This window comes from Streptomyces sp. NP160, assembly GCF_006335115.1.
Lineage (GTDB): Bacteria > Actinomycetota > Actinomycetes > Actinomycetales > Quadrisphaeraceae > Quadrisphaera.
Genome location: NZ_VDMJ01000015.1, coordinates 62,003 through 76,762, shown reverse-complemented (window position 1 = coordinate 76,762; position 14,760 = coordinate 62,003). Strand labels below are relative to the sequence as shown.

The window sequence follows — 14,760 nt, the reverse complement described above, 5'->3', positions numbered from 1 at the left end:
CGCCATGCTGGCGCACCCGGTGCCCGCTGCGGCGCGCACCCCGCCCCCCTAGTCTCCGGCGGGTGGCCGGACACCTCGACGACGAAGACGGCGCTGCCCGGGCCGAGGGCCTCGCGGGGCTGCTGCACGTGCTGGACCTGACGCCGAGCGGCGTCGACGCCTCCGGGCAGGACCTGTTCACCGGGGAGAACCAGCGCTCCCCGCACGGGCGCGTCTTCGGCGGGCAGGTGCTGGGGCAGTCGGTGGTGGCGGCCACGCGCACGGTCGAGCCGGCCCGCCGCGTGCACTCGATGCACGGGTACTTCCTGCGGCCCGGAGACCCGGGCACGCCCATCACCTTCGCGGTGGAGCGCCTGCGCGACGGCGGCTCCTTCAGCGCGCGGCGCGTGCACGCCATCCAGCACGGGCAGCCGATCCTGTCGATGATCGCCTCGTTCCAGGAGGACCAGGACGGCGTCGACCACGCCGCCCCGGCCCCGCAGGTGCCCGCCCCGGAGGACCTCCCGAGCATCGCCGACCTCGTCGGCCGCCTCGACCACCCGTTCGCCCGGTACTGGGCGCGGGAGCGGCCCGTGGACGTCCGCCACGTCGGGGGCCCGATCTACCTCCCCACGGCTCCGGGGCAGCCCGGGGAGAGCGGCGACGGCTCCCAGGCGGTGTGGCTGCGCGTCGCCGGGCCCCTCGGCGACGACCAGGCGCTGCACCGGGCGGTGCTGGCCTGGGCCAGTGACGTCACGGTGCTCGAGCCGGTGCTGCGCCGCCACGGGGCTGCGTGGGCGACGCCCGGCATCCGGGTGGCCAGCCTGGACCACGCGCTGTGGTGGCACCGGCCGGTGCGCGCCGACGAGTGGATGCTGTTCGTGCAGGAGACGCCGTCGGCGTCCGGGGCGCGCGGGCTGGGGCTGGCGCGGGTCTACGACCGGGCGGGCACCCTGGTGGCGACCGTCGCCCAGGAGGGCATGACCCGCCTCCCTCCCCGCTGACCCGCCCCCTCCGCCACGGTCGAGGACGCTCGCGCGACCACGGGCGGCTCCGGTGCCGCGGTCGCGCTGCTGCGGCAGACTCGACGCCGTGAGCGACCCGGTGACCGCCCAGGAGCTGCTCGACGACGCCGCCTTCCTCTCCCTGGAGCACCAGCTGCACCTCGGGGAGGTGCTCGGCGAGCACTCGTGGGACGTCGACCTCGCGCTGGGCCGCTTCGCGTTCCGCGCTGCCGGCGAGGGGGCTGGGCCGCTGCTGGCGTCGGCGCCGGGCGGTGAGCTCGTGGCGGAGCGGGTGCACCTGCTGGGCACCGCCGCCCCCGGTCCGCGGTCGTGGCTGTGGTCGTGGGCCAACCCGTCGGGCTTCGGCGAGGACACCACCGACCTCGCCCGGTGGCTGCGCGACTTCGGAGACCGCCACGGGGTGACCGAGCTGACCCGGCCCGAGGTCCCCTTCGCCGAGCTGCCCGGCTCGCCGCAGGAGCCCACCGGCGCGGTGGGCGTGCTCCTCGACGCCGCGAAGGCGGCTTCCCGGCGCTGGACCTCCTACAACGGCGACGCGGGCGGCGGGACCCGGGCGGCGTTCCTGCTCGACCACCCCGGGTTCGCGCTGCCGGCCCCGTCGGCCCCCCGGGTCGCGCGGGTCCTCACCGAGAGGCTCCTGGGCCCGCCGCTGTCCGACGCGCGCCGCGCCGTCGCCGCGTACGCCGGGTGGCGAGGCCTGCAGCAGCGCTGGGAGCCGGACCACGAGGGCGTGCAGCTGTCGGGCCCGCAGGTCGAGGTGCGGGTCAGCTTCGACGAGCTCGGCCGCATCGCAGGCGTCCACGCGCAGTCCTCCCCCGCCTGACCCTCGCTCCCCCTTCTCCACCACCGCGCCCCGCGACCTCCGCGACGCTCGACGGGCTCCGCGCCACGTCCCTCCGACGACCACGCGCCTGCGCACCACGGAGGCGGCCGAGGAGCACTGCGCGGACAGCAGACGGGTGCGCCGGCCCCCTCGCCCCACCGGAGCGAGCGTGCTGCGTGCGGACCGCCACCCGGATGCCGGGTGCACAGGCGCACGGTCGTCGTCGGTCTGGGGCGCGGGTGGGCAGACCAGGGGCGTCACCGGCGGCACGACGCCCCCGGAGTGCGCAGGTGCGGCGCCCAGCGGCCGCGGCTTCCCCGCTCGCCTCGGGGTGGTGGCGCAGGCGCTCGCGCGCCGTCGGGAGGGGGCAGGACGACGACGGGCCCGCCGCTGCTCAGGTGCAGCGGCGGGCCCGGTCGGCCGTCGGGTGGTGGCGCAGCGGTGACGCGCTGCGTCAGTCGCGCGTGAGGCGGCGGTGGGTGACGCGGTGGGGACGGGCGGCGTCCTCACCGAGGCGCTCGATCTTGTTCTCGAGGTAGCCGGCGAAGTTGCCCTCGTACCAGTACCACTGCGCCGGGTCCTCGTCGGTGCCCTCCCAGGCGAGGATGTGCGTGGCGACCCGGTCGAGGAACCACCGGTCGTGGCTGATGACCACGGCGCAGCCGGGGAACTCCAGCAGCGCGTCCTCCAGGGAGGACAGGGTCTCGACGTCCAGGTCGTTGGTGGGCTCGTCGAGCAGCAGCAGGTTGCCGCCCTGCTTGAGCGTCAGCGCCAGGTTGAGGCGGTTGCGCTCTCCACCGGAGAGCACGCCGGCCTTCTTCTGCTGGTCCGGGCCCTTGAACCCGAACGCGGAGACGTAGGCGCGCGAGGGGACCTCGACGTTGCCGACCTGCATGTAGTCGAGCCCGTCGGAGACGACCTCCCACAGCGACTTGTTGGGGTCCAGGCCGCCGCGGTTCTGGTCGACGTAGGAGATCTTCACCGTCTCGCCGACCCTCACCGTGCCGTCGTCCGGCTCCTCGAGTCCGACGATGGTCTTGAACAGCGTGGTCTTGCCGACGCCGTTGGGGCCGATGACCCCGACGATGCCGTTGCGGGGCAGCGTGAAGCTCAGGCCGTCGATGAGCAGGCGGTCCCCGAAGCCCTTCTCGAGCTCCTTGACCTCGATGACCTGCGAGCCCAGGCGCGGGCCCGGCGGGATCTGGATGGACTCGAAGTCGAGCTTGCGGGTGCGGTCGGCCTCGGCCGCCATCTCCTCGTAGCGCGCCAGGCGCGACTTGGACTTGGTCTGGCGGGCCTTGGCGTTGGACCGGACCCACTCGAGCTCGTCGGCGAGGCGCTTGGCGAGCTTGGCGTCCTTCTTGCCCTGCACCTGCAGGCGCTCGCGCTTCTTCTCCAGGTAGGTGGAGTAGTTGCCCTCGTAGGGGTACAGGCGGCCGCGGTCGACCTCGGCGATCCACTGCGCCACGTTGTCGAGGAAGTACCGGTCGTGGGTGACGGCGAGGACGGCGCCGGGGTAGCTCGCGAGGTGCTGCTCGAGCCAGGTGACGGACTCGGCGTCGAGGTGGTTGGTGGGCTCGTCCAGCAGCAGCAGGTCGGGCTCGCTGAGCAGCAGGCGGCACAGCGCCACGCGGCGGCGCTCACCACCGGAGAGGACCTTCACGTCGGCGTCGCCCGGGGGGCAGCGCAGGGCGTCCATGGCCTGCTCGAGCTTGGAGTCCATGTCCCAGGCGCCGGCGTGGTCGAGCTCCTCCTGGAGGTCGCCCATCTCCTTCATGAGGGCGTCGAAGTCGGCGTCCGGGTCCTCGAAGGCGGCCGTGATCTCGTTGTACCGGTCGACCTTGCGCTTGAGGTCTCCCATGCCCTCCTGGACGTTCTCCAGGACGGTCTTGTCCTCGTCGAGCGGGGGCTCCTGCAGGAGGATGCCCACCGAGTAGCCCGGCGAGAGGCGGGCCTCGCCGTTGGAGGGCTGGTCGAGGCCGGCCATGATCTTGAGGATCGTGGACTTGCCCGCACCGTTCGGGCCGACGACGCCGATCTTCGCCCCGGGGTAGAACGACATGGTCACGTCGTCGAGGATCAGCTTGTCGCCCAAGGACTTGCGGGCCTTGTACATGGTGTAGATGAACTCCGCCATGACCTCCAGCCTAGGGGCGGACGGCGGCCCCACACGCCGCCCGCCCCGGCCGGCAGGTCAGGCGCTGCGGGCCAGCTCCACCTCCTCCTGCGCGCCGTCGCCGGTGCCGTCGCCGGTGCCGTCGATCGGGGCGTCGCGCAGCGCGTCGTCAGGGCTGGCGGCGTCCTCGTCGCGGTAGTCGGTCAGGGAGCGGGAGTCCATCCGCTCGGTGGGCGGGGCCTCCGCCTGGGTGGGGAGGTCGCCGCCCTCCCACGGACCGGTCAGGACCCCGGTGCTGCGCTCCACGCGCGCCCCGTCGACCGTCGGCTGCGCCGCGCGGTCGCGCACGCGCTGGTCGGCCGGTCCCCGTCGCAGGTCCAGCGAGACCGACCGAGCCCTGAGCGTGATGGCGCGCCGCCGCTCGGTCCGCTCGCCGTCACGGACCTCGTACTCGCGGTGCTCGAAGGTCCCCGAGACCACGACGCGGGAGCCCTTCTTGACCGAGGCGGCGACGTTCTCCGCGAGCTCCTCCCAGCAGGTGACGTCCCACCAGTTGGGCGGGCCGTCCACCCACACGCCCGTGCTCTGGTCGCGCCAGGAGTCGCTCTCGGCGACGCGGAACTTGGTGTACGGGGTCCCCGACGTCGTCACGCGCAGCTCGGGGTCCGCCCCGAGGTGCCCCACCAGGGTGAACGTCGACTTCGGCATGCAGGCCTCCTCCTTCCGGCCCGCCCAGCGCGAGCGCTCCCGGCGACACTGCCGTCGTCGTCGCCAGGGCCACCACCGGCCACCCCCGGCCTGTGGACGGAGGTCTCGCGCGCCCCGCCTGTGGGCACGCGACAGCGCTAGCGTGCGCGCCCGTGACCCCACCCTCGGCCTCTGAGCCGGTGCTGCTGACCGACCGCGTGGTCCTCGAGGACGCGCACGTGCGCCTCGAGCCGCTCTCGCCCGACCACGTCGGCGAGCTCGCCGCCGCGCTCGCCGAGGGCGGCCTGGAGCACACCTGGTACACCGCCGTCCCCACCCCGCAGACCGTCGCCGACGACGTCGCCGACCGGCTGCGCCTGCACGCCGCCGGCAGCATGAACCCGTGGGCCGTCCGCCGCCTGGACAGCGGCGCGCTCGTCGGCTGCACCACGTTCTGCAACATCGCCCAGCCGGACCGGCACGTCGAGGTCGGCGCCACCTGGCTGGTCCCCTCCGCCCAGCGCACCGCCGTCAACAGCGCCGCCAAGCTGCTGCTGCTCGGCCACGCCTTCGAGGCGTGCGACGCGATCGCCGTCGAGCTGCGCACCCACTGGCACAACCGGCAGTCGCGGGCGGCCATCGAGCGGCTCGGCGCCAAGCTCGACGGCGTGCTGCGCAACCACAGGATCGGACCCGACGGCGTGCTGCGGGACACCGCGGTCTACTCCGTGCTCCCCCACGAGTGGCCCGCGGTCCGCGCCACCCTGCACGCCTCCCTGGTCCGCCACGGCTGAGGACGACGGCGTCAGCACCGACGACGACGGTCAGCGGCGGCTGAGCCACGCGCCCGCTGCTGCGAGCGCCTCCCGCACCTCGTGGTGGCGTGCGACCACGGCTGCGACCGCGGCCAGCAGCCGCTCCTGCGCGGTGCGCGCCACCACCTCGCGCAGCTGCTCGCGCACGCGGCGGCGCAGGCGCTCGGCCCGGCGGCGCACCAGCGAGCGCGACAGCGCTGCGAGGAGCCAGCCGAGCAGCACCCCGCCCACCAGCAGCAGCGTGGGCAGCGGCACGGCCCACTGCTCGTAGCCGGACCCGGCGGGCGGTCCGACGCGCGGCAGCGGCGGGGCGGGCAGCTGCAGGTAGCCGATCACGCCGAGCGCGGCCAGCCACAGCGCGCCGACCACGGCGCACAGCGCGAGCAGCAGCTGCAGCGACTCGACGGCGCCCCACCAGCGGGGGGCCGGCGTCGCCAGGGGCACCGTCTGCACGGCCTGGTCGAGGGAGTCGGCGAGGTCGTCGCTGACCGGCCCGGAGGCCGCGCGCACGGCGTCGCCCCACCGCTGGGGCAGGTCCTCCGCCACGGACGTCACCACGCCCCGCACGGCCGTGGAGACCTGCGCGCGCTGGGAGGGCGTCGGCACGGGGACCGACGTGCGGGTGAGCGCGGTGTCGGGCAGCGCCGCCGCGTCCCTCCCCCGGTCCGACGAGGACGACGACGGCAGGTGCAGCCGCTTGAGCGGGTCCGGTCGCAGCCGCCGCACCCACCGCGTGAACGGCCAGCCGGTGCGGCCGACGCCCGCGCGCAGCTCGCTGCCGCGCACGGCGTCGCCGATGGCGGGCACGCCCGCCGCCACGGCGAGGGCGTCGACCAGCGCGGGCGTGCCCTCGGCGGTCGCGACGTCGGGCTCGTCGGGGCCCACCGAGCCCTGCAGCTCGCGGACGGCGGCCAGCACGTCGGCCTCGGAGCGGCGGCGGGCGGCGGTGCGGGCCTGGACGACGTCGGTGAGGACCTGGCGCAGCGCGCTGACGCCCTGGCCGGTGCGCGCCGAGGTGGACAGCAGCCGGACCCGGTCGAGCCCGTCGGCGGCGAGCAGGCGGCGCAGGTCGGCCTCGCAGACGGCGGCGGAGGCCTCGTCGAGGGTGTCGACCTGGTTGAGCACCACCACCACGACGTCCTGGTGGTCGGCGAGGTGGCTCAGGTAGCGGGAGTGCAGCGCGGCGTCGGCGTACTTCTGCGGGTCGGCCACCCACACGACGAGGTCGGCCAGCCCGACGAGCCGGTCCACCTGGAGCCGGTGCGACAGCTGCGTGGAGTCGTGGTCGGGCAGGTCGAGCAGCACCAGGCCGGTGAGGGCGTCCTCCCGGTGGGCGTCGAGCTCGCTGACCCGCTCGGTGCGGTGCCGGCGCGGCACCTCCAGCCAGTCGAGCAGCGCCTCCGGTACCTCGCCCCACACGCAGGCGGTCGGGGAGGACGTCGTGGGCCGGCGCACGCCGACGGTGGCGACGTCGAGACCGGCGATGGCGTTGAACAGGCTGGACTTGCCGCTGCCCGTGGCCCCGGCGAGCGCCACGACGGACGCGCCGGTGTCGCCGGCCAGGCGCTGGCGGGCGCGGGCGGCGACGGCGCGGGCGCGCTCGGCGGCGGCCGGGTCCAGCTCGTCACCGCCGAGCTCCAGCGCCGCCTCGAGCTCGGCGAGCGCGGCGCCCAGCGGCGTGTCGAGGGACAGCGCGGCCGGCAGTGCCTCCACGTCGCCGCGCTCGTCGTCGTCGAAGTCCTCGAGGTCCTCGCGGGTCTGTGCGCTCATGCTGTGCTCCCCCGGCCGACGTCCCCGGCTCGCGCGACCTCCGCGGCGGCCTGGCGCAGCTGGGACCCCGTCAGCGCTGCCTCGTCCCCGGCGCCGCGGTCGGGCAGCAGGCGCACGAGGGAGGCCTGCTCGCGCTCGAGGAGGTCCTCGACGCGGGCGACGAGGTCGGCGCGGGCCGCCGCGGCCAGCGTGCGCACCGCCTGGTCGCCGAAGGCGGCCTCCAGCACGCGCTGCGCGAGGGCGGCCGTCAGAGCGGCGATGCCGGCCTCCGCGCCGGTCAGCCCGGCGCTGGCGGCGAAGACGACGAGCATGAGCACCGCGCCGGCGCCGCTGACGCCGAGGCTGTACAGGAGCGCGCGGCTGCGCTTGCCCTCCCCCTGGGCGCGGACGAGGTCCAGCACGTGCTGCTGCCAGTCGCGGACGAGCCTCTCGACCTCGGCCGTGAAGCCGGGTCGCAGCTGCGGGTCGGAGGCGGCGGGCGGCGCGGCGGCCAGCAGCGCCGCACCCGAGGGTCGGGCGCGCCAGCGCAGCAGGGCGCTCTGGCGGGCGCGACCGGCGGCGTCGACCACCAGCGCGGCGACGCCCGTGGCCAGGGCCTCGCCCAGCCGGTCGGCAGGAGGGGCCTTGCGGCGGACGGCGGCGGCGATCCGGTCGCGCACGCGCCCGACGCCGGCCTGCAGGCTGGCGAACAGCTCGCCGGTGCCGACGAACTCCTGCCAGCGGGCCAGCACCTCCCCGCGCAGCAGCGTGCCGTCGGACAGGTGCTCCTGGAGGGACTCGGTGGCGTCGGCGTAGGCGCCGTGCAGGTCGGCGCGCAGGGAGCTGTCCTCGGCGGCCTGCGCGTCCGCGGCGTCGGCGAGGCGCGGCACGCGGGTGGCGAGCGAGGCCAGCGCCCCGGACAGGGTGCGGCGGACGACGACGTCGCGGCTGCGCGCGTCGGCGCTGATGCCGGCCAGCCAGCGGCGCAGCGGCGCCGTCTGCTGCGCCGGCAGCAGGCCGCCCTCCAGCGCGGACTCGGCGACGGTGAACAGCGGCGCGCTCTTCAGGCCGGCGTCGGCGAGCATGCGGGACAGGTCGGCGCGGACCTCCACCAGCGCGTCCGGCGGGATGCGGTCCAGCACCACGGCCACGGCGGTGCCGCGCTCGGTGGCGGTGCGCAGCACCTCCCACGGCACCGCGTCGGCGTAGCGGGACGCGGTGGTGGTGAACAGCCACAGGTCGGCGGCGCCGAGCAGCTGGACGGCGAGGTCGCGGTTCGCCTCGACCACCGAGTCGACGTCGGGAGCGTCGAGCAGCGCGAGACCGGCCGGCTGGTCGGGCACCTCCACGAGGCGCAGGCCCTTCGCGGCGCTGCCCGGGTGCGCGGGGTCGGGGACCTCGGCGCCGGTGGTGCGGGCCAGGCCCGGCAGCACCGCGCCGGACAGGAAGTGCTGCGCGTCGGCCGGGCTGTGCACGAGGACGGGGTAGCGCGTGGTCGGGCGCAGCACCCCCGACGTCGTGACGTGCGAGCCCACCAGGCTGTTCACGAGGGTGGACTTGCCCGCCCCCGTGGACCCGCCGACGACGGCGAGCAGCGGCGCGTCCAGGCGGCGCAGGCGCGGGAGGAGGTAGTCGTCCAGCTGGGCCAGGAGCTGGTCCCGCTCGGTGCGGGCGCGGTCCACGCCCGCGGCGTCGAGAGGGAGCTCCAGGCCGCCGACGAGCGCGCGCAGGCGCTCCACCGGCTCCAGCAGTACCGGGGATGACGGCGGCGAAGGTGCCGCTGCCGCCGGGGTGCTCACCCCGCCAGCCTGCCGTCAGCCCCTGGTCCGCGCCACCACCGGGTGCTCTGTCCGTGCGGATCTCGCGGTGTCCGGCGGCGCGTCCCTCCGCGTTCCCGGCGCGTCCCGCCGTGCTCGCTGGCGCGTCGCGCCGCCTACGCTGTGCTGCGGCGCGGTGACGCGCCCCGCCCTCGTAGCTCAGCGGAAGAGCACCGGACTTCTAATCCGATGGTCGCTGGTTCGAATCCAGCCGGGGGCGCCGACCGCCCATCGCGGGGTCCAGGTCTCTGAGCAGGGAAGATGTCGCCGAGGCGACCGAAGTTGGTGGGGCTCGCGCCGGTGCTGACGGCTTGGAGCGGGGCTGAATGCTCACGTTTTGCTCACATCTGCATCAGCCGCGTTCGTCAGCAGAGCTGCGAGACGGTCGGCGCCATCGAGGGCGACCGTGTCGTAGACGTGCGTGTAGAGGTTCGCCGTGATGGCGATCGACGAGTGCCCGAGGCGGTCCGAGACGACCTTCATGGCGACGCCCGCCTCGAGCGCGAGACTCGCACTCGTGTGCCGCAGGTCGTGGAGGCGGACCTGGCGCAGACCCGCGCGGCGCGCCAGCACGTAGAAGTGCTTGGTGACGTAACCCGGGACCAGCGCGGAGCCGTCCTCCTTGGTGAAAACGAGGCCGTCATCGACGAGCGGCAGCCCCCACTCCCGGCGCTCGGCCGCCTGCGCGGTGCGGTGTCCGGCGAGGAGCGCGGTCGTGGCCTCGTCGAGACGAACTCGTCGAACCCCGCTGCGCGTCTTGGGCTCCCCCGTCTGCGAGCGGTTCCGCACCGCGGTGATCTGTTCGCTGACCGACACCGTGCGCTTCCCGAGGTCGACGGACGTCCAGCGCAGCCCGATCCCTTCTCCGCGGCGCAGACCGCCGAGCAGGTACAGGTGGTAGAGCGGGTAGAGCCGGTCACCCCGTGCGGCTTCCAGGAAGCTCAGGCACTCCTGCACCGTCCACGGCTCAGGACGCTTGGGCCGCTCGGGCGCCAACTCGATCTGGTCGGTCGGGTTGTGCGGCATCAGCCGCCGCTTGACTGCGCTGTTCAGAGCCGAGCGGAGGGTCGCGTGGATGCGCCTCACCGTCGAGGCGCTCAGCACGCGTCCCCGGGAGCCGGTCGCGATCGCCGCGTAGAAGCGGTCGAGGTGGTGAGCACGGAGCTGGAGGAGCTCGACGTGCCCGAGGTGGGGCTTGATGTAGGTCTCGATGTGGTCGGCGTAGCTGGCGCGGGTGCTGGGGCGCAGCGCGTGCTTCCCCTGCAACCAGCGGTCCAGGTACTGGCCGACGGTGGTGTCGGTGACGTGCACGCCGCCATCGATGGTCTCGCGGAACTCGCGTAGGGCGGCAGCAGCAGCGGCCTTCGTGGGGTAACCGCTTTTGGTCTCCTGGCGTCGACTGCCTCGTCCGTCGAGCCCCAGGTCGATGACGTACTCCCATGAGCCGCGGCAGCGGTGTTGCGGTCGGTCGCCGCCGGAGGAGGGTGGGCAGTCCCGCGTGTGCCGACGGCGGACCGTGCCCGCCTTCACGGGCGCAGCTCCAGCATGTCGAGCAAAGCCGCACGCGGTATGCGGATGTAGCGGCCGAGGTGGAGCACCGGGGTCGGCCACTCCTCGGCCCTGATGAGCCGGTAGGCCGTCGCGGGGCTGATGCCGAGCACAGCGGCCGCCGTCGGAACGTTCACGACCGGCGGGAGCGTCCGCACCTCTTCCTCGGTCAACGTCAGTGTCGTCACGGTGCCTCCGGAGGCTTGTCGCCCCGCGGGGCTGGTGGTGGAAGGTCAGCGTTCACGGCAGCACCGACACGTGGACGTGGTCGTAGTGGCCGCCGACCGGACTGGTGGGGTCGTAAACGCCTCCCCCGGTGTACGTGCGCCAGCCCTCGTCAGCGCGGGCCGCCGACCAGATCTGGCCCTGCCAGATCACGTAGGACACCCGCAGGGCCTTCGCGTTGGCGACGAGCCAGCTAGCGAACGTCCAGCCGGCGGCCTTATCGGCGTCGCCGGGGAAGCGGCCGGCCGTCCCGAAGGTGATGTCGCAGCCCCGGCCCTTGGGGTGGTCCGACGTCGGGTTCCAGGCGTGGGCGTCCCAGCAGCTGGTGGGCTGGCGTCCGAAGTGGGCGCTGGCCTGCTGGAGTAGCCAGGCCGTGGTCGGGGTGACGCAGCCGCCGGTACCGGTGGGGTCGGAGATCGTGCAGCCGCCGCTCGCGCCGGTGAAGGGGACGGCGTCGCCGGTGTCGGAGACCGTCCCCGCGGGCGGGCCGTCTACCTGGGAGGCCTCCAGGCTCATGGCCCCGCCAACCAGGACGACCGTCGAGATGAGGCCGAGCGCGACCACGGCCGCCCACGTCGTCGTCGAGGTGGTCGCGGTGCTCACGTTCGGTCACCCCCATGCGGCTAGCCTTGAGATGCCGCTCTCGACGCATCTGCGGAGAGGCGGCACTGTGGATGGATTGATGCCCGCTGGCGTCTCGTCGGCGGGTGTGGATGCAGGGGTGGCGGTGCGAACCGGCGCTCCGGGTTGGTGTCCGGCCCCCCGTCATTTACATCAGTTGTGATGACGCCCCAGATGCTATGCCCACGTGAACCACTGTCAAGACGTGGGGTGCACGACCAGTGCGCCCGAGTGCCGTCGCAGGGCTGAGAGGGGCAGGACGTGGCCGAGGACGCGGTCGACGCAGATGTCGACATGGCCGCGGGCGAGGCTGCTCCGAATGGTGGATCTTCGCGAAGCCTCGCCGAGAAGGTCGACCACCTGTTCCGCACCGTCCGCTCCTCGCGCGGCGAGTACACCTACGAGCAGGTCGCCAGTGAGATCCGTGACGCTGGGGGGCCGACCATCAGCGCTGCGTACGTCTGGATGCTCCGCAACGGCAAACGCGACAACCCGACGATGAAGCACCTGGAAGCGATGGCGTCGTTCTTCGGCGTTCCGGCGGCCTACTTCTTCGACGACGAGGTCTCCAAGGCCGTCAACGAGCAACTGTCTCTGGTTGCAGCCATGCGCGATGCCGGGGTACGCAAGATCGCCATGAGGGCTTCCGGTCTCTCCTCCGAGAGCCTCGGGACCATCGTGGACATGATCGAACGGGTGCGCGCCTTGGAGGGCCTGCCCGAGGGTGCCGAGGGCTCTGACGCCGGCGGCGCGGCCTCGGATGGCGCCGGAAGGGGCCACACCTCCGGCTGAGAGGGGTGACCGGGTGCGGCTCAACGTCGTGCGCACCCGTTGCGCCCAGATGCTGGCCACCCTGGGCATCGACGGCCCCACCAGTGTCGAGCAGCTTGCGGAGCAGCTGACCCATCAGCGCGGCCGCCCCATCCGCCTCGTCGCTCACCCCCAGCTCGGCGAGGAGCTCTCGGGCACTTGGATCGAACTGGAGGGCGTGGACATCGTCTTCTTCGACGACGGACTCGCCGGAGTGCACCAGCAGCACGTCATCGCCCACGAGCTCGCGCACATCGCCTTCGAGCACGGGCATGACGAGCCGCTGGCACCGGACGTGCTGGCGACCCTGCTCCCTGACGTCGACCCACGCACCGTGCGGCGGATGCTGCAGCGCGGCTCCTACTCCACCGACGAGGAGCGAGAGGCTGAGGTCTTCGCCTCCATGCTCCTGCAGCTCTCTACTCACCCAGTGGCCGACGACCTCAACGCCCTGCCTGTTGACGCCCGTCGGCGGGCGGCGGACCTCACGGCCACCTTCGGTTCCCGCCGCCGAGACGCCCGGTGAACCTGGCCGACGTCGTCTCGACGTACGCCATCCCCGCGGTGGCCGTCTTCGTCGGCATCGCCGCTCTGCTGCGCGCCAGGGACCTGCTGCCCGGGAGCCGTCGTGACCGCCAGGGCCTGGCCGTCGCACTGTGGGGTCTGACCGTGGGGACGACGGCGCTGGCCTCCCCCGTGTACGCGGCACTGACGCGGCTGACGGGTGTCGCGAACATCGGCGAGCCGATCGCCCGCACCGCCCTCATGGCATGTGCCATAGGCATCTTGACGATGGTCGGTCACTTCGCCGTTCACGCGGGCGTTGATGCCGGTGGTGCAGATCCGTGGCGACGACGGACGGGCTGGGGGCGGCGCCGCCGGACGTGGCTGGCGGTCGCCGTCGTCGTCCTGTGGGCCTGCTTCGGATTCGGGCCGCACGGCCAGCAAGTCCGGTCCTACATGGTGACCTTCGGCGACCAAGCACCGGTACAGATCTACACGCTGGTCTTCGTCGCCTTCGTCGGAGGCGCCTTCGCCGAGCTGCTGCGGTTGGGGTGGCAGATGCACGCGACCATGACCGGCCGGCTGGCGACCAGCGGCTGGCTGATCACCCTCGGCGCTTCGGCGGGCTGCCTCTACGTGGCGCTGCGCCTGGTCGGGCTCGGCGCGCTCGCCGCCGATCGCCCCGGCGTGTTGGAGGCGCTGGCCTGGCCGGGCGCGGTCCTCGCCGCGACCGCCAGCATCCTGCTGGTCGCAGGAACCCTGTGGCTGGCCGCTGTGGCCAGAGCACGTGCGGCTTCGGACGGGCTGACGGCCCACACAAGGAGCGTCCGTCTGTACCCGCTGTGGAGGGACCTGGTGCGCCTGCGTCCCGGCGTCGCGATGGAGCCGGACCCCGGACCGGTCCGGGAGGTCCTGTCCGTTCGCACCGGGGCATGGCGGCTCTACCGGCGCGTCATCGAGCTGCTCGACGCCGTGCGGATCCTGGGCGGCCGGCGCGTGACCGTCAGACCGGTCACGCCCGATGCGCTGGTCTCACCCCGAGTCTCCAATGAGAAGGCCGACCGGGCGGCGACAGCGCTGGCCGAGGTCGTCGTCGCCGAGTCTGTAGGGGCGCCGATGCCGAAGATGACCATTCCGGTGCCCCCAACGGCGGCCACTGTCGAGCAGGAAGTGGCCTGGTGGACCAAGGTGGCCCACCGGTACCGGGTGCGCCGCAGGCAAGCGAACCGACGTGTCAAGAACCAGCGGAACGAGGCCACGTCATGACCGAGCAGGTGGACGTCAAGGCGAGGACCTCAGACGGCGAGAGCGGCGGCTTGCGCCTGCGGCTGGCGCGGGTATTCACCGAACTTCTGGCCCCGTCGGTCGTCGGCGTCATCTGCCCCGTGGCTGTCGGTGCGCTCAGCGACGCGCACGCCTGGCGCGGCGCGGGTCTGGGCCTACTGGGCGCGGTCTTCGCTATCGGGCTGCCGTACGCCTACATCGCGTGGCTGATCCGCACCGGCGGGGCGACCGACCGGCACGTGTCCCGCCGGGAAGACCGCCCGAAGGTTCTCGTGGCTGTCCTGATATGCCTGGCAGCTGGTATCTCGGTGCTCGTGCTCCTAGGAGCGCCGCCGCTGCTGGTCTGCCTGTTGGCGAGCGAGGTTCTGCTGGTCCTTGCCTGCCTGGTGATTTCGAAATTCTGGAAGATTTCGATGCACTCCGCGGTGGCAGCGGGAACGGCGGCGGCCCTCGTCGTCGCCCTAGGGCCCTGGGCGCTGCTGGCCGGTATCGCCGTGGTCGCGGTCTCGTGGGGACGCGTCGTGCTGCGGGACCACACCTCGGCGCAGGTGACCGCCGGAGCGGCTCTCGGTGCCGTGGTCCTGTCCTTGCTCGCCTTCGTTAAGTAGGCGCCGTTCAGCACGCGAGCGGAGGGGGCTGGCCACCAGAGCTTCTTCGCCCAGCAGCGCCTTTGCCCGATGCATCCCCGCCAACAGAGCTTGGAGTGCCGTAACCGCGCCGCGTCCATCTCAGAACTTGCCCCTGCGAAGAGGCTGTG

The 14,760-nt window shown here is 73.7% G+C and carries 14 protein-coding genes and 1 tRNA gene; 8 read left to right on the top strand and 7 right to left on the bottom strand.

What is annotated here, in order from left to right; genetic code table 11:
- Window positions 1-62 precede the first annotated feature (62 nt).
- On the top strand, window positions 63-983 hold the full coding sequence (locus FHN55_RS09350; RefSeq protein WP_257570826.1) for an acyl-CoA thioesterase II: 921 nt from the start codon (window positions 63-65) through the stop codon (window positions 981-983).
- Window positions 984-1,071: 88 nt separating this feature from the next.
- Window positions 1,072-1,827 (top strand): DUF6882 domain-containing protein, encoded by a 756-nt coding sequence (locus FHN55_RS09345; RefSeq protein ID WP_139712039.1) that lies wholly within the window; start codon window positions 1,072-1,074, stop codon window positions 1,825-1,827.
- Window positions 1,828-2,281: 454 nt separating this feature from the next.
- On the opposite strand, the gene ettA is transcribed toward FHN55_RS09345, so the two are convergent.
- Window positions 2,282-3,964 (bottom strand): energy-dependent translational throttle protein EttA, encoded by a 1,683-nt coding sequence (gene ettA / locus FHN55_RS09340; protein WP_139712038.1) that lies wholly within the window; start codon window positions 3,962-3,964, stop codon window positions 2,282-2,284.
- A gap of 57 nt (window positions 3,965-4,021) precedes the next feature.
- A complete protein-coding gene (locus FHN55_RS09335) occupies window positions 4,022-4,651 on the bottom strand; it encodes a single-stranded DNA-binding protein (protein ID WP_139712037.1) in 630 nt (209 codons plus the stop codon).
- Window positions 4,652-4,803: 152 nt separating this feature from the next.
- Between FHN55_RS09335 and FHN55_RS09330 the strand changes: the two genes are divergently transcribed.
- Window positions 4,804-5,424, top strand: coding sequence for a GNAT family N-acetyltransferase (locus tag FHN55_RS09330; protein ID WP_257570825.1), 621 nt, complete (start codon window positions 4,804-4,806; stop codon window positions 5,422-5,424).
- A gap of 30 nt (window positions 5,425-5,454) precedes the next feature.
- Here FHN55_RS09330 and FHN55_RS09325 read toward each other — a convergent pair whose 3' ends face one another.
- Both FHN55_RS09325 and FHN55_RS09320 read right to left on the bottom strand, forming a co-directional pair.
- Window positions 5,455-7,215 (bottom strand): GTPase, encoded by a 1,761-nt coding sequence (locus tag FHN55_RS09325; RefSeq protein WP_139712036.1) that lies wholly within the window; start codon window positions 7,213-7,215, stop codon window positions 5,455-5,457.
- Window positions 7,212-8,993, bottom strand: coding sequence for a GTPase domain-containing protein (locus FHN55_RS09320; RefSeq protein WP_139712035.1), 1,782 nt, complete (start codon window positions 8,991-8,993; stop codon window positions 7,212-7,214). Before FHN55_RS09320 ends, FHN55_RS09325 begins: the two co-directional genes overlap by 4 nt.
- 166 nt (window positions 8,994-9,159) lie before the next feature.
- Here FHN55_RS09320 and FHN55_RS09315 point away from each other — a divergent pair.
- Window positions 9,160-9,231: transfer RNA gene (locus tag FHN55_RS09315), tRNA-Arg, on the top strand.
- 110 nt (window positions 9,232-9,341) lie between these two features.
- Here the strand turns inward: FHN55_RS09315 and FHN55_RS09310 are convergent.
- The 3 genes from FHN55_RS09310 to FHN55_RS09300 are packed head-to-tail and all read right to left on the bottom strand — an operon-like array spanning window position 9,342 to window position 11,387.
- Window positions 9,342-10,541 carry a site-specific integrase gene (locus FHN55_RS09310; protein WP_180357729.1) on the bottom strand — a complete coding sequence of 400 codons (1,200 nt, stop codon included), beginning with the start codon at window positions 10,539-10,541 and terminating at the stop codon, window positions 9,342-9,344.
- Window positions 10,538-10,747, bottom strand: a complete 210-nt coding sequence (locus tag FHN55_RS09305; protein WP_218974506.1) for a helix-turn-helix domain-containing protein — start codon at window positions 10,745-10,747, stop codon at window positions 10,538-10,540. The genes FHN55_RS09310 and FHN55_RS09305 overlap by 4 nt, the downstream gene beginning before the upstream one ends.
- A gap of 52 nt (window positions 10,748-10,799) precedes the next feature.
- Complete coding sequence (locus FHN55_RS09300) at window positions 10,800-11,387, bottom strand: hypothetical protein (protein ID WP_139712033.1); 588 nt, start codon at window positions 11,385-11,387, stop codon at window positions 10,800-10,802.
- Between the two features lie 279 nt (window positions 11,388-11,666).
- On the opposite strand from FHN55_RS09300, the gene FHN55_RS09295 reads away from it, so the two are divergent.
- From FHN55_RS09295 to FHN55_RS09280, 4 genes are read left to right on the top strand one after another with little or no spacing between them, the layout of a single operon-like run.
- Entirely contained in the window at window positions 11,667-12,197 is a 531-nt protein-coding gene (locus FHN55_RS09295) for a helix-turn-helix domain-containing protein (protein WP_218974505.1), read from the top strand.
- A 13-nt stretch (window positions 12,198-12,210) separates the two neighbouring features.
- A complete protein-coding gene (locus FHN55_RS09290; protein ID WP_139712032.1) occupies window positions 12,211-12,741 on the top strand; it encodes a hypothetical protein in 531 nt (176 codons plus the stop codon).
- Complete coding sequence (locus FHN55_RS09285) at window positions 12,738-13,985, top strand: DUF6545 domain-containing protein (protein ID WP_139712031.1); 1,248 nt, start codon at window positions 12,738-12,740, stop codon at window positions 13,983-13,985. Before FHN55_RS09290 ends, FHN55_RS09285 begins: the two co-directional genes overlap by 4 nt.
- Entirely contained in the window at window positions 13,982-14,611 is a 630-nt protein-coding gene (locus FHN55_RS09280; RefSeq protein ID WP_139712030.1) for a phosphoesterase PA-phosphatase, read from the top strand. Before FHN55_RS09285 ends, FHN55_RS09280 begins: the two co-directional genes overlap by 4 nt.
- Window positions 14,612-14,760: the final 149 nt, after the last annotated feature.